Genomic DNA, 14,116 nt, shown 5'->3' on the forward strand with positions numbered 1-14,116 from the left:
GCGGCCACCGAGGTCGGCCTGGCGCCGGTGATCGCCGACGCGCCCCACTCGGACCGGGGCGACGGGGACGTGTTCGTGTTCTACACGGTCCTCGTCCCGCTCTTCTGGGTCACCGGCCGCTACGCGAAGGTCCGCCGCGACTACCCCGTCGGGCTGGAGGAGCGCGCGGAAGGGCTGGAACGCGAGCGGGACGCCCGCGCGCACGCGGCGATCCCCGCGGAGCGGGCGCGCATCGCCCGTGAGACGCACGATGTGGTGGCCCGCAACCTGAGCGTGATCGTCGTACAGGCCGACGGCGCCACCTGCGCCATCGACTCCGCCCCCGCGCGGGCCAAAAGGGGCCCTGGAGACGATCGCCGCGACCGGGCGGGCGGCGCTCGCCGAGCCGCGCGGGACACTCGGGGTGCTCCGCGAGGACGGGCCCGACGCGGGGTACGTGCCCGGGCCCGGTGTGCAGAACCTGGAACAGCTGGTCGACCGGATGCGCCGCGCCGGACTGCCGGTGGTGCCGGCCGTGGACGGGCGGTCGCGCGGACCGCGAACGCCGCCCCGGGCGCCCGCGAGCGACCGGGGCCGCGCCGCCCCGGTCGCGCTACGGGCGCCGCACGGAATCGGGGGCCGCGAGGCGGAGCTGGAGGCGGGTGAGCTTGTCGTGGGCGAGGGTGCCCGGTCCGGCGCTGAGCATGACCACGCGCAGGTCGGCGCCGGGCACGTCGAGGGTCTGGCAGTCGAGGTCGAGCACGCCGAGTTCGCCGTGGTCGACGCGCTTGCGCAGCGTCGCCCGCGGCCGGACGTCATGGCGTCGCCACTCCGCCGCGAACCCGGGTGCCCGCTCGGCGAACTCGCCGACCAACCGCCGGAGCGCGGAGTCGTGCGGACGGCGGGCCAGCGCCGCGCGCGACTGCGCCGCCGCCTGGGCCTCGAACCCGCCCGCCGCCTCCGGGTGCGCCGAGCACGCCGTCCCGCCCAGGCGCATGGCCAGCCGCAGCACGTTGCGCTCGGCCCGGGGCAGCGCGCCGAAGTCCGTGATCAGCGCCGCCGCAAAATCGTTCCAAGCCAGGATGTCGTGGCCGGCGTCGCAGACGTAGGCGGCGACCGGGCCGATCCGGTCCAGGAGGACGCGCACCCCCGGCGGGACCTGTTCGGCCCCGCCGGGCCGTGCGGGCGACGCGTGCCCGGCGAGCCGGGACAGGTGCGCCCGTTCCGCCTCCGACAGCTCCAGGGCCCGCCCGATCGCGTCGACCACCTGCGGTGACGGGCGCGGCGCCCGGGCCTGCTCCAGGCGCTCGTAGTAGTTCACCGACACCCCGGCCAGGCCGGCGACCTCCTCGCGCCGCAGCCCCGGCGTGCGCCGCGCGCGCCCGCCCGCGAGTTCGGGAAGGCCGACATCGGCCGGGCGCAGGGCCTCGCGGCGGGCGCGCAGGAACGCGCCGAGTTCTCGCTTGTCCACGCCCCCAGCGTGCCACGCGCGCGGGCGGCGAGCCACGGACCGCTGGTCCGGGGACGACTCGGCCGTTCCCCCGGGTGCCGCGCCCCGCCAAGGTGGCGGGTGACCGATCCGAGCAACGGAGGTGGAGATGGACCGATCACCCGAAGGGGTGTTCCGGCGGATGCTGGACCTGCTGGCGACCAAGGACATGGACGGCATCGCCGGGCTGTGGGCACCCGAAGGGACGGCGGAGTTCCCGTTCGCCGAGGCCGGGGCCCCCAAGCGGCTGGAGGGACGAGAGGCCGTCCGCGACTACCTGGCCGGATACACCGACGTGTACGACGTCACCGGCATCCCGGCGGTGCGCGTGCACCGCACCGGGGACCCGGAGACCGTCGTCGCCGAGTTCAGCGCCGAGGGCCGCACGGTGCGCACGGGCGCGCCCTACCGGATGGACTACATCGCCGTGATCACGGTGCAAGACGGGTCGATCACCGGATACCGCGACTACTGGAGCCCGGTGCAGGCGGCGCGCGCCGGCGGCGACGCGGCAGCGCCGCGCAAGGAGCTGGAGGCGTGACGGTCCTGGTCACCGGCGGCACCGGCAACACCGGCCGCCCCCTCACCGAGACGCTGCGGGCCCGCGGCGCGGACGTGCGCGCGGCCAGCCGCACGCCGGGGCCGGACGGCGTGCCCTTCGACTGGGCCGACGCCGGAACGCATGGCCGGGCGCTCGCCGGCGCGGAGGCGGTGTACCTGGTGCCGCCGCTGCTGACCCTGGACCCCATGCCGATGGCCGGGCCCTTCCTGGCGGCCGCACGGGCCGCCGGGGTGCGGCGCGTGGTGCTGCTCGGCTCGCTGGCCCGGCTGCGCGGTGCCCGGGGCGTCGCGGAGCTGGTCGACACCGTGCGGTCGTTCCCGGAGTGGGCGGTGCTGCGGCCATCGGGGTTCATGCAGAACTTCACCGGGGCGCACCCGCTGGCCGCGGGCATCCGGGAGCACGGGGAGATCCGCTCGGCGACGGGCGAGGGGCGGCTCGGCTGGATCGACGCCGCCGACATCGCGGCCGTCGCGGCGGAGGTCCTGCTGGCGCCGGGGCCGGTCGCCGGCGAGCACGTGCTCACCGGGCCGGAATCGCTCGGGTACACGGAGGCGGCGGCGCTCATCGCCGAGGCCGCCGGGCGGCCGGTGCGCCACATATCGGTCCCGGTGGCCGAGCTGGCCCGCCGCAACGCGGACGCGGGGATGCCGGATCCCTTCGCAACGGCGCTGGCCGGAGTGGACGCCGACATCGCCACGGGCCGCGAGGACCTCGTCACGGACACGGTCCACCGCCTGACCGGCCGGCCTCCTCGCTCCTTCGCCGGCTTCGCCCGTGCCCGCCGGGCGGAGTGGTCCCCGGCGTGAGAGCGCCGGGGCCGGCCTGATCGCCGTGTGGACGGCGGCGTGTCCGGGTGCCGCCCGGCGAGATCCACCGCCCGCGTGGAACGCGATGACCCCGCGTTCCGCGGGACCGCCTCGCTCCACGCGGCGGCACCGTCATCGAGCTCGACGTGCTCGCGCTTGCCCCCTCTGCGGTGTGCGACGGACTCGTCGGCCATCGCGCATCGCCGTATCCTGGCCGGGCGTCGCGGTCGACGGCACCCGCGGGCAGCTCCGGTTCTCCCGCACACCGGGGATCAGCGTCCGGCAATGGGCGTGGCCGCCGGTCCAGGTCGTCGACCGGGATCCGGCGCAACCCCATCGCGTCCGGGCCCTCCACACAGGCGGAGAGGGCACGCGGCGCAGATCGGGCGGCGCGGCGCGGGTGACGTCCGCCCGTGCGGCGCCGTCCGCACCCATCCGCCCGGCGGACGTCATCCGGCCGTGTGCGTGAGGACGGCGGCGGCCAGTTCCCCGTGCACCTGCGGCGGCAGCGTGTGGCCCAAGCCCTCCACGATCATCAGCCGCGCCCCCGGGATCTGCTCGGCGATGATCGCGCTGTGGCCCGGTTTGGCCGGCTCGTGGGTGCCCTCGATGACCAGGGTGGGCGCCTTCACCCGGTGCAGCGCGCCCACCGGCTCGAAGTCCGGATCGGCCGCCGCGGCCAGCCGGTGGTTGGCCACCGCCGACAGGTCGCGGGCCCGGTCGTGGACGCGTTCCTGAAGCCGGCGCGCCGCGTCCTCGTCGAACGGCAGCCCGGTGCCGTGCAGCAGGCGCTGCTCGGCGATCATGGCGTCGATCCGGGTGCGCCGGTCCTGAGCAGGCGGTGCGGCCATCAGCGCGCGGTAGAACGCCGTGAACTCCGGCGCCGGCTCGGGCAGGCTCCCCTCGGGCTGGGGCTGCCCCATAAGCGCCCGCATGATCACCCGGCCTTCGCCCCCGCCGAGCGGCGAGGAGCCGATGACGGTCAGCGAGCGCACCCGTTCCGGCCGCTCCACCGCGATGAACTGGCCGAGCAGCCCGCCCGCCGAATGGCAGACCAGGTGCGCGCTCTCCAGGCCGTGGGCGTCCAGCACGCGGTAGACGTCGTTCTTGACGGCGTTCCACGTGTACGGCTCCGCCGCGAAGTCGACGGTGTCCGACCTGCCGGTGTCGCGGTGGTCGTAGCGGATCACCCGGCGGCCCCCGGCGGCGAGGCGGCCGACGAACGCGTCCGGCCACAGGACGCCCTGCGACATCGACCCCATGATCAGCAGGATCGGCGCATCGGTCACGGCGCCGAACTCTTCACTCCAGATGTTCACGTCTCGCATGTCTCAGAGCATGTCCTCCGCCGCTACGGGTGCCTTCTGTAGAACTACCAGCCGCGCGAGTTCCGTGCGCGAGCCGATGCCCAGCTTCGGATAGATCTTGTAGAGGTGGTACTCGACCGTGCGGGGGCTCAGGAACAGCCGGGCGGCGACCTGCCTGCTCGACAGCCCGTCGGCGACCAGGCCCGCGATGCGGAGTTCCTGCGGGGTCAGCGCGTCCAGCACCGCCGGGCGCGGCGCCTGCCCGCTCTCGCCCGCCGCCCGCAGCTCACCCCGCGCGCGCCTGGCCCACGGCCCCGCGCCCGCCCGCTCGAACGTCTCCCACGCCATCCGCAGGTGCGCCCGCGCCTCGCCCGGCCGCTGCGCGCGGCGCAGCCGCTCGCCCAGCAGCAGGGCCGTCCTGGCCGCCTCGAACGGGTTGGTGTGCAGCCGCAGCGCCTCACCGAAGGCGTCCTCGGCGGACTCGGCCAGGCCCCGGCAGCGGGCCAGCAGCGCGTGCGATTCGGGCGTCGCGGCGTGCGCCGACCACCGCCGGTAGTCCTCCAGCGCCGCCCGCGCACCCGCGTGGTCGCCCGCGCCGACGGCGGCCTCCACGCGGTCCGGCGCCGTCCGCCCGGCCACGGTGGGATGCCCGAGACCCGGCCCGGCCGCGACGAGGGCCGAGAAACGCTCGTGCGACGTCGCGTAGCGTCCCAGGCACAGGTCGAGCAGCGCCCGCGCGTAGGCGGCGACCCCCGCCCGCAGGCCCACCCGATGCGGTACGGCGATGGCCAGCGCTTCACGGGCCCGCCGTTCGCAGGCGTCCTCCTCGCCGCGCAGCGCCGCCAGTACCGCCAGATTGGCCAGGTGCGCGGCCACCGTGTTCGCGTAGCCGGCCTCGCGGGCCAGCTCCAGGCCCTCCTCGGAGACGGCACGGCTGCTCGCCAGCCGCCCCGCCAGGCGCTCGGCCGTCGCCACGAACTCCAGCACGACCGGCAACTGCCCGGTCATCCCCGACACCCGGGCCACCCGTCCGGCCCGGTCGGCCATCTCGGTGGCCACGTCCGACTCGCCCAGCTGGCTGGCCGCGGCCGCCGCCCACAGGTACTCCGCCGCCTCCCCCAGCTCGCCGGCCCGCGCCAGCGCCCGCCGCAGCAGGACCGGCCCGGCGGCGTCGCCGTCCAGCGCCAAGCCGATCCCGGCCACTGCGTCGCGCAGGAATCCCTCGGGGTGCGCCGCCGCCCTGCGCCCGAGCTCGACGACGGCCGCCGTGTCGCCGACGTAGGAGGCGGCCTCCGCGGCATCGGCGAGCATGCCCAGGCTGTCGCCCGCCGCCAGGATCCGCACGGCCTCGGCCGCGTTACCGGAGTTCAGCTCGAACCGGCCCCGCAGCTGGGCGATCTCCATGGCCAGGCCGGCATCGGCGCCGGCCTGGTCGCGGGCCTCGGCCAGCAGCGACTCCGCCTGACCCGGGCGGCCGCCCAGCCAGGCCGCGACGGCGGCGTCCTTCAGCCGGGCGGCGCGGGCGCGCGGCTCGGGGGTCAGCTCGGCGGCCCTGGCCAGGGCGGTGGCGGCGGTGCCGTACCCGCCGCGGTCGCGCGCCCGCTCCGCGGCGGCCGCCAGAGCGGCGGCGACCCGCTCGTCCCGGCCCATGGCGGCTCCGGCCAGGTGCCAGGCGCGGGCGTCGCCCTCGGTCACCTCCGCCAGGGCGGCGTGCATCCGGCGGACGTCGGCCGGGGCGGCCGCCTCGTGCACCGCCGACCGGATGAGCGGGTGGCGGAAGTGCAGGCGTGTCCCCGAGAGGCCGGCCAGACCGGACTCCTCCAGCTCGGCCAGTGCCGCCCGCCCGGTCCGGCCCCCCGTGTCGCCGCCGGGCCGGACCGCTCCCCCGGCGCAGAACCGTTCGGTGGCGAGCAGGACGGGGGCGAGTTCGGGCTCCACGGCGGCGGCCAGGGCGAGGTGCCGGGCGGCATCGGACAGCGCCGCCACCCCATCGCCGAACAGCCGGGCGCCGCCGGGCAGCGGGTCGGGCAGCGGCCGGCGTCCGGCGAGCTGCGCGGGCGTCAGGCGGGCGGCGATCTCGCCCAGGGCGAGGGGGTTCGCGCGGGTCAGCTCGACGAGTTCGCGGGCGACACCCGGCGCCACACCGTGGCGGGACGCCAGCATCTCGGCCGCCGCGGACGCGGGCAGGCCGCCCACCTCCACGGTCAGCGGCACACCCTTGACCGGAGCGTCCCCGCGCACGGCGAACAGCATCGCGATCTTCTCCGCCGACAGCCGTCTGGCGGCGAACAGCAGCGCGTCGGCCGAGGCCCGGTCGACCCACTGGACGTCGTCGACCACACAGATCAGCCCGTCCGGCGCGGCGGCTTCGGCCAGCAGCGAGAGCACGCCGGCGCCCAGCAGGTAGGGGTCGCCGGCCCCGCCCGCGGCGAGCCCCAGTGCCGCGCGCACGGCGTCGCGCTGCGGTTCGGGGAGCGCGCCGAGCAAGCCGGTCACCGGCCGCAGCACCTGGTGCAGCGCCGCGAACGCGAGGCCGGACTCGGGCTCGACGCCGGTGGTGCGCAGCACCCGCATCGGGCCGCCGCGCACGGCCGCCGCGTCGAGCAGGGCGGTCTTGCCCGCGCCTGCCTCGCCCCGGACCACTGCCGCACCGCCCGAGCCGTCGCGGGCCCGCGCGATCACCCCGTCGAGCGCGCTGATTTCCGCGGATCTGCCGTAGAGCACGAACACCCACTGTAGGAGACCTCCGCGCCGCCCCTGCTCACGGAGTCGCTTCGGCAAAAGACCGGGCGGGATCGGGGCGGGTCGGCGGCCCTGGGCCCGCCGACGGGATCGCCTCGCTCATCGAGTGGTCGTACTCGGAGCGCGCGTCCTTCGTCACCGGCGCGGTCCTCAGCGACGGTGGACGGGCGATGCGCTGAATGCACAGGGCCGATGCTCAGGATCCCGCGGTCGCACGCGCGGCGTAGCGCCGGGCCGCCTGGTGTACGGCCGCATGGACCGCGCGGGCGGCGCGGGCGCCCCAATACGAGCGAGGGCCGCCGAACTCCGCCGTCGGTCCCGGCGCGCGCCGGCGGGCGGGATCCCGCACGGCGACGCACAGGGCGTCGGAGGCGGTGCCCGTGCAGGCGAACCCGGCGGACATGACCGCCTGCACCTTGGCCTCGGTCACGGTCGTCGCGACGTTGACCAGGGCGGCGTCGGACAGCGCGGCCGGGATCGCCACGACGATGTTGATGGTCCCGGGTTCGGGTGCGGAGCCGGGGACCCCGAGCCGGGCCTCGTCCAGGACGGGATCGGCCGCCGCCCAGGTCGGGCGGCCGATGCCGGCCGTCGCGACCGCCTCCACACCGCCGTCGGCGCCGGACCCGGCCTCGCCGACCTCGGCCGCCGTGAGCAGGCCGACACCGGCGCCGCGCACGCCGGCCGCCGCCGCGATCTCACCGAGGTGGTCGGCGGGGTCCATGCGCCGGTAACCGTGTGCCACCTGGGCGTTGACCACGAACGAACGCGTCCCGAGCCCGCCGCCCAGCACCCCGGATGACAGCATCCGCCAGCCCGCCCCCGCGTCCCACACGAGGGCGCCGAGGACGGCACCGTCCTCGACGCGCCGGTAGAGGGCGCAATCGAGCAGGCCGCCCCCGGCCCGGACCGTCGGCTCGCCGGGCTCGCCGGGCTCGCCGTTCCGGCACGTCTCGCTGACTCGCACCCGCGCACTGTAGCCCCCGGGTACGAGGCCCTCCACGCCGGGCCGCGGCGCGGGCGGACCGTCACCGGCCGCCGGGCGGAGTCGGCGGAGCCCCTGGCGGACCCTTCACAGGACCGCCGCCAAGGCGTCCAGCGACGCCAGGTGGTCGGGGCCCACCGGTGTGAGGACGGCGCTGGTGACGCCCGCGTCGAACAGGTCCTCCAGCCGGGACCGCGCCTCGCCCGGCGTACCCGCCACGGCGAGCTGCCGCACCCATTCGTCCGGCAGGGCACCGGCGAATTCCCGCGGGCCGTCGCAGCGCGACCGCAGGGCGAGGAGGTCGTCGTGGAAGGGCAGCGGGGCGATGTGGGGCCGCCAGTCCGGCTCTCCGACGACGTCGAGGGCGGGGCGCACGGCCGCCAGCGCCGCCGCGGGGTCGTCGTCGACCGCCGCGACGTTGTAGGCGACCAGGCGGTGCGGACGGGTGGGGGCGATGTGGGTGAGGGCCTGCCGCACGTAGGCGGGTGTGACCGGCTCCGCGAGGAGGGTGCCGTCGGCCACCTCGCCGGACACCCCCAGGGACCTGGGGGCGCGCACACCCGCCAGCACCATGGGGGCCGCCGCCGGGAGGGAGCTGTCGTCCAGTCGCAGCCCGTCGATGCGCACATACCGGCCTTCGTGCTGCACGAGCCGGCCGCTCAGCAGCGACTTCAGGACGCTGATGTACTCGCTCAGGAGGGTGAGAGGGCTCTGGGGCCATGCGCCGACGCCGCGCATCCACGCGGGCACACCGTGGCCGATGGCGACGTCGAGGCGGCCGGGGTGGAATTGGGCGAGGCTCGCGATCTCCATGGCGGTGAAGGCCACGTTGCGGGCGCCGGCCGGAAGCAGCCCGATGCCGACCCGGATCCGCGTCGTGGCGGCGAGAACCGTGGCCGCCTGGGCCAGTCCCCCGCGGTAGCCGAGGTCCTCCACGACCCACAGCTCGTCGAAACCGCGGGCGTCGGCGCGCCGGGCGAAGGCGATGACGTCGCGCGCCGGAGTGTCGCGCGGCAGCAGGACGCCGATCGTGCCGTTGCGTCTCGTCATGGGTGCTCTCCCCCAGCAGGTTCGCGTTCGGTGGCCGCAGCCGCCGAACGCCGGCCGCCCCGGCGAGCGGGCCTCCGGCATCGGCGTACGCGCGGTCGATTCCGCGGGTTCGCGGGTTCTCGGGCCGGACGGTGGATCGGTCGGTCCTCTTTCCGGTTCTTCTTACCAGCCGGCCGACCGGTCCGGGGAGACCCGGCGAGGGATCATATAGGAAAACAGACATTGACATCTGATTCATGGTCATCCTACGGTGCGATCCCGGCGGCGCCCCCCGATCACCCGTGGCCGCAACGCCCGACGACGCTCCCCCCACCCACCGAAAGGACCTCATGACCGCCACCCCCGTCCCGCCACTGCGCACTCCGGCCGAGTACACCCCCGACCGGATCGCCGAGATCCGGGTGTCGTCCGTCCGGGTCCCGCTCCCGCACGCCATCAGCGACGCCAAGGTCTACACGGGACGCCAGAAGCCGCTGACCGAGGTGGCCGTGCTGCTCGTCGAGATCCGCTCCTCGGACGGCTGCGCGGGGATGGGGTTCGGCTACTCGCTGCGCAGCGGCGGCCCGGCCCAGTACGCGCACGCGTGCGAGCTGGCCCCCGCGCTGATCGATGAGGACGCGGCCGACATCTCCCGCCTGTGGGAGAAGCTGGTCTGGCTCAACGCCTCCGCGGGCAGCAGCGGGCTCGGCATCCAGACCATCGCCGCCTTCGACACCGCCCTCTGGGACCTCAAGGCACGCCGGGCGGGCCTGCCCCTGGCCAAGCTCATCGGCGCCCATCAGGACTCGGTGCCCTGCTACAACACCTCCGGCGGGTATCTCAACGCCCCGATCGAGCAGGTCATCGAGGCCGCCGAGCGGTCGCTGGCCGCCGGCATCGGCGGAATCAAGCTGAAGGTCGGCCACCCGGACCGCCGGGTCGACCTCCAGCGCGTGGCCGCCGTCCGCGACCGCTTCGGACCGGATCTCCCGCTCATGGTCGACGCCAACCAGCAGTGGGACCGGCCGCGCGCCCAGCGCATGTGCCAGGCCCTGGAAGAGTTCGATCTGACCTGGATCGAGGAGCCGCTCCCCGCCCACGACGTCGCGGGGCACGCCACGCTCGCGAACTCCGTGCGCACACCCATCGCCACCGGCGAGATGGCCGGCAGCAGCGCCGATCTCGAGAAGCTGATCGACCACGGCGCCGCCGGCGTCCTCCAGCCCGACGCCCCGCGGATCGGCGGGGTCACCCCGTTCCTCGACGTCCTGGCACAGGCCCGGCGCGCCCGGCTGCAGCTCGCGCCGCACTTCGTGATGGAGCTCCACCTGCCGCTGGCGGCGACGTTCCCGGGCCAGGTGTGGGTCGAGCACATCGAATGGCTCGAGCCGCTGTTCGAGGAGCGGATCCGCATCGCGGACGGCCGGATGCACCTGTCCGCCGCACCCGGCCTCGGCCTCACCCTCAGCGAGCAGGCCCGGGCCCTGACCAGCGATACGCGCCTGATCGCCCGGCCGCGCTGACGCCTACCGCTACCGCTCGGACAGCGTGCTCGCGAACCGCCTGAACGAGTTGGTGATGTGCGCGGTCATGGCCTCGGCGGCACCGTCGCCGTCCTGCGCGGCGACGGCGTCGACGACGGCCGTGTGCTCGGCGAGCGTCGCCCGGGGCGAGACCCGGTCTCCGTAGAGCCGGTAGGTGTGGACGTGGCAGTGCGTCTGGGTGTAGGCGTCGACGACGAACGGGTTGCCGGTGGCCCGGATCAGGGTCTCGTGGAACCGGACGTCGTGCATCACGATGTCGAGCTTCGCGGTCCGCTCCCCCGAGAGCAGCTCCCCCGCCTGCGCCAGCTCCCGGCGCAGGTCGCCCGCCGGGTTGACCAGGATGTCGGTGGCGACCCGGCGGGCCGCCCACGGCTCGATCAGCAGCCGGTACTCGTAGAGCGCCCGCAGCCCGGCCAGGTCCAGCAGCGGCGCGCTCGTGTATCCGCGGCCCTGGGTGTACACGACGAGCCTGTCCGCCTCGAGCCGGTTCAGCGCGTCGCGCACCGGGGTCGCCGAGACCCCCAGGTCGCGCGCCACCGCGTCGATGTTGATCCGGGATCCGGGGGTGATCCCCCCGTACATCACCTGCTCACGCAGCTCCGCGAGCACGTCGGACGCCGGCATGCGCGGGCCGTCACCACGCTTCTCAGGCGTCTTCTTCCCTCGATCACCGGACACGCCCCTACCATCCCATGCGGTGGACGGTGGATCGGTCGGGCCCCGCAGCCACGCCCACGGGCCGACGGGCCGACGACACCGCGGTGCGGATGCGGGCCCGTGCGGGCGAAAACCGCGTGCGCAGGCGCCGGCCGCACGTCCACACTGCGGGCATGGACGCACGCGACGCCCCTGAGCCCGCGCCCGCCATGCCCGTGGCGGCATCGAGTGAGCTCCTGGGTCATCCGCCCGATGCCCGGGTGCTCATCGTCAACGCCGACGACCTCGGAATGAACCACGCGATCAACGCCGCGGTCATCGACTCGATCGAGAACGGTATCGCCGGCTCCTGCAGCGTGATGGTGCCGTGCCCGGGCGCGGACCACGCCCTGCGGCTGCTGCGAGAACGGCCCCGCATCGCGTTCGGGATCCACCTCACCCTGGTCTGCGAGACCGCCGGCGCCCGGTGGGGACCGCGGGCCGCCGCAGGAACGGTGTCCTCGCTGCTCGCCCCGGACGGGACGCTGTTCACACCCGCGCAGGCTCCCCTGCTCCTCGCACGGGCCCGCCCCGACCATGTCGAACGGGAGTTCCGCGCGCAGATCGACGCCGTGGCCGACGCCGGCCTCGCACCCACACACCTGGACTTCCACTGCCTCGCCGACGGCGGTCGCACCGACATCCTCGACCTCGCCGTGGCGCTGGCCGACGAATACGGCCTGGCGGTGCGGGTCTGGCTCGACCCCGCCCGCCAGAGGCTGCGCAGCCGCGGCCGGCCGGTCGTCGACCACCCGTTCGTGGACAGCTTCTCCCTCGCCCCCGACGCCAAGGAGGCGGAATACGCCCGGCTCCTCCGCGGACTCGCGCCCGGCCTCAGCGAGTGGGCGGTGCATCCCGGCCCCGCCGACCCGGCGCACGCCGTCGACGGCGGCAGGGGCGTCCGGCGGAGGGACCACGCGTTCCTGACCTCGCCGCAGGCCCGTGACCTCCTCGTGGAGGAGGAGATCACGGTGATCGACTACCGGCCGCTCCAGCAGGCCTGGCGCCGTGCCGCCGGGCGCTGACGGCGCCCCTGCTCATCGGCCGCGGGTCCCCGCTCCGCGCGCCGCCGCGAGGGCGGTGTCGATCTCCTCGATCAACGAACCGCAACCGGTCGGCGAGGATGTCGAAGACGTTGACGAACGAACGCCGGCACTCCCGCAGCAGCTCGTCGGCCGGGCCCGGGTCGAACCCGAGCCGGCGGGCGAGCAGCGCCGCGACCTCGCGCCGGGCGTGCGGGTCGGCCAGCGCCGCGGGCGCTGTGCGGATCGGATCCGAGGCCGGTGAGGACGCCTACCTGTGCGGTGGGCACTTCATGCTCGACGACACCAATGCCTCGATTCTGCTCGCCCCGACGATTCCGCGATGCGGCACATCGCGCTGCGGACAGCGGGCCGAGCCAGGAATCTCTCGTCGGCTCTGTCGGATCTGGCGGAGTTCGACCGTGCCGCAGTCGTATTCCTTGCTAGCAGGCGCCCCGGTCCTGGCTCTGGTGGCGGTGGTCGGTGGGTGTGGTGTCGTAGGCGGTGCGGAAGGCGCGGCCGAAGGTGGTCGAGTGGGTGTACCCCCAGCGGCGGGCGATGGCGCTGACGGGCAGGTGGGCCAGGGCGGGGTCGGTGAGGTCGCGGTGGGCGCGGTCGAGGCGCTGGGTGCGGATCCAGGCGGCGGCGGTGGTGCCGGTGGGACCGAACAGCTGGTGCAGGTGGCGCACGGAGATGTGCAGGTGCGCGGCTGCGGCGTCGGGGCCGAGGCCGGGGTCGTGCAGGTTGGTCAGGAAGAACGCCTGCGCGCGCAGGAGCAGGCTCCGCCGGCGCGCCTCGGGGGTGAGCGCCTTCTCCTGGTCGACGGCGCGGGCGAGCACGGTGGAGACCAGGTCGGCCAGCACCGTGCCCAGCCGGGACGCGTCGGCGGGCTTCAGGGTCGCCGCGTTGGCGGCGACGTGGGCGACGAAGCCGGCCAGCACGGCGCCCACGCCCTCCCGGTAGGAGATGGGTGCGCGGGCGGCTTCGGCGACGAGCTTGGCGGGCAGGCCGATGAGGTCACGGGGGACCTTGATCCCGGTCCCCCTGTAGCGGCCGTCTCCGTTGTCGGAGAACCGCATCGTGGACGAGCGCGCGGTGTCGTTGATCTGGAGCTGTCCGGGGAGGTGGACGGTCTGGCGGCGGTCGTGCCAGTCGGTGACGCAGGCGCCGCTTCGGACGAGCCCGATGTGGTACATACCGGGGTCGGAGGCGCGGACGAGCGCCGGCGTCCGGCTCAGGACCATCGTGGGCACGTCCGCCGGCCAGACCACCGTCGGCCCCAGATTCAGGTGGCGCTGGCGGAACGCGAAATCATGCGTGTGGTCGCTGCGCATGTCCATCGGGGCGTAGACCTCAGCCGCCCAGCCACGCCATCGCTCGAACCGCTCCTCCCGCGGGAAGTCCTCGCCCGTGAAGGTCGAATCGATCACCAGGGTTCCCTTCTCATCGGGCTCGCTCGCGTTCCCGCTCGCAGAGCCCGTCCGGTCCATCACTGTCACTTTCGAGTGTCTGTGGGACAGGATCGTTCCCATGTGGCAGGAGTCGGATCGCAGGGTGGCCATCGTCCGGACCGTCGGGGGCCGTGGCCAGGGATCCCACTGGTGTTTCGGGCTCCGCCGAAACTCTCCCGACAGGACGGGCAGAGCCGCCGGGCGCGTGCGGCCGCTGCCGGACCCGGCGTGCTCTCCGGCGCGCCGCCCCACCACCGCTCCCCTCGCCCCTGCTCAGGGACGAGAGCGCCGCGGGGCCGCGTGGACTCCACCGTGTCCGCCGTGCCTCCGCGAGGACAAGTGTGCGCGTGGTGTAGAGAGCCATGCGCTCAGAATCGACGACATTCGCGGCTGATGTCGCTGCGGACGACCGGTCCTGAAGAATTCGACCTCGGAACGAAGGGACTTCGAATGACCGCGCTCAAGAGATCGATAATGCTGCTGGGCCTGGTGTCGCTGTGCGCG

The 14,116-nt window shown here is 75.1% G+C and carries 13 protein-coding genes; 6 read left to right on the forward strand and 7 right to left on the reverse strand.

Going from position 1 to position 14,116, the window contains the following annotated elements; all coding sequences use genetic code 11:
• Positions 1–75 precede the first annotated feature (75 nt).
• Complete coding sequence (locus ACFO4E_RS11235; protein ID WP_378573788.1) at positions 76–645, forward strand: histidine kinase; 570 nt, start codon at positions 76–78, stop codon at positions 643–645.
• Here ACFO4E_RS11235 and ACFO4E_RS11240 read toward each other — a convergent pair.
• Complete coding sequence (locus ACFO4E_RS11240) at positions 593–1,450, reverse strand: helix-turn-helix transcriptional regulator (protein WP_378573639.1); 858 nt, start codon at positions 1,448–1,450, stop codon at positions 593–595. The genes ACFO4E_RS11235 and ACFO4E_RS11240 overlap by 53 nt on opposite strands.
• 127 nt (positions 1,451–1,577) lie before the next feature.
• Here ACFO4E_RS11240 and ACFO4E_RS11245 point away from each other — a divergent pair, with 127 nt between their 5' ends.
• Together ACFO4E_RS11245 and ACFO4E_RS11250 are read left to right on the forward strand one after the other, a co-directional pair.
• Positions 1,578–2,009, forward strand: a complete 432-nt coding sequence (locus tag ACFO4E_RS11245; RefSeq protein ID WP_378573641.1) for a nuclear transport factor 2 family protein — start codon at positions 1,578–1,580, stop codon at positions 2,007–2,009.
• Positions 2,006–2,836, forward strand: a complete 831-nt coding sequence (locus tag ACFO4E_RS11250; protein ID WP_378573643.1) for a Rossmann-fold NAD(P)-binding domain-containing protein — start codon at positions 2,006–2,008, stop codon at positions 2,834–2,836. Before ACFO4E_RS11245 ends, ACFO4E_RS11250 begins: the two co-directional genes overlap by 4 nt.
• A gap of 449 nt (positions 2,837–3,285) precedes the next feature.
• Here ACFO4E_RS11250 and ACFO4E_RS11255 read toward each other — a convergent pair whose 3' ends face one another.
• The 4 genes from ACFO4E_RS11255 to ACFO4E_RS11270 all read right to left on the reverse strand — a co-directional run bounded on the left by ACFO4E_RS11255 (position 3,286) and on the right by ACFO4E_RS11270 (position 8,920).
• Entirely contained in the window at positions 3,286–4,164 is an 879-nt protein-coding gene (locus tag ACFO4E_RS11255) for an alpha/beta fold hydrolase (protein ID WP_378573645.1), read from the reverse strand.
• Between the two features lie 3 nt (positions 4,165–4,167).
• A complete protein-coding gene (locus tag ACFO4E_RS11260) occupies positions 4,168–6,867 on the reverse strand; it encodes an AAA family ATPase (protein WP_378573647.1) in 2,700 nt (899 codons plus the stop codon).
• A gap of 214 nt (positions 6,868–7,081) precedes the next feature.
• The gene (locus ACFO4E_RS11265; protein ID WP_378573649.1) at positions 7,082–7,852 is read right to left on the reverse strand and encodes an adenosylcobinamide amidohydrolase; all 771 of its coding nucleotides are present in this window, start codon (positions 7,850–7,852) and stop codon (positions 7,082–7,084) included.
• A 105-nt stretch (positions 7,853–7,957) separates the two neighbouring features.
• Positions 7,958–8,920, reverse strand: coding sequence for an LLM class flavin-dependent oxidoreductase (locus tag ACFO4E_RS11270; RefSeq protein ID WP_378573650.1), 963 nt, complete (start codon positions 8,918–8,920; stop codon positions 7,958–7,960).
• Positions 8,921–9,249: 329 nt separating this feature from the next.
• On the opposite strand from ACFO4E_RS11270, the gene ACFO4E_RS11275 reads away from it, so the two are divergent.
• Positions 9,250–10,422: an L-talarate/galactarate dehydratase gene (locus tag ACFO4E_RS11275; protein ID WP_378573652.1), complete on the forward strand. Its 1,173-nt coding sequence runs from the start codon at positions 9,250–9,252 to the stop codon at positions 10,420–10,422.
• Positions 10,423–10,431: 9 nt separating this feature from the next.
• Here the strand turns inward: ACFO4E_RS11275 and ACFO4E_RS11280 are convergent, their stop codons facing one another.
• Positions 10,432–11,067: a GntR family transcriptional regulator gene (locus tag ACFO4E_RS11280; RefSeq protein ID WP_378573654.1), complete on the reverse strand. Its 636-nt coding sequence runs from the start codon at positions 11,065–11,067 to the stop codon at positions 10,432–10,434.
• A gap of 206 nt (positions 11,068–11,273) precedes the next feature.
• Between ACFO4E_RS11280 and ACFO4E_RS11285 the strand changes: the two genes are divergently transcribed.
• Together ACFO4E_RS11285 and ACFO4E_RS11290 are read left to right on the forward strand one after the other, a co-directional pair.
• On the forward strand, positions 11,274–12,164 hold the full coding sequence (locus ACFO4E_RS11285) for a ChbG/HpnK family deacetylase (RefSeq protein ID WP_378573656.1): 891 nt from the start codon (positions 11,274–11,276) through the stop codon (positions 12,162–12,164).
• Positions 12,165–12,219: 55 nt separating this feature from the next.
• Positions 12,220–12,426, forward strand: coding sequence for a hypothetical protein (locus ACFO4E_RS11290; protein ID WP_378573658.1), 207 nt, complete (start codon positions 12,220–12,222; stop codon positions 12,424–12,426).
• 178 nt (positions 12,427–12,604) lie between these two features.
• Here ACFO4E_RS11290 and ACFO4E_RS11295 read toward each other — a convergent pair whose 3' ends face one another.
• Positions 12,605–13,591: a helix-turn-helix domain-containing protein gene (locus tag ACFO4E_RS11295; RefSeq protein WP_378573660.1), complete on the reverse strand. Its 987-nt coding sequence runs from the start codon at positions 13,589–13,591 to the stop codon at positions 12,605–12,607.
• Positions 13,592–14,116: the final 525 nt, after the last annotated feature.

It is taken from the genome of Nocardiopsis mangrovi (assembly GCF_042653925.1).
GTDB classification, from domain to species: Bacteria; Actinomycetota; Actinomycetes; order Streptosporangiales; family Streptosporangiaceae; genus Nocardiopsis_B; species Nocardiopsis_B mangrovi.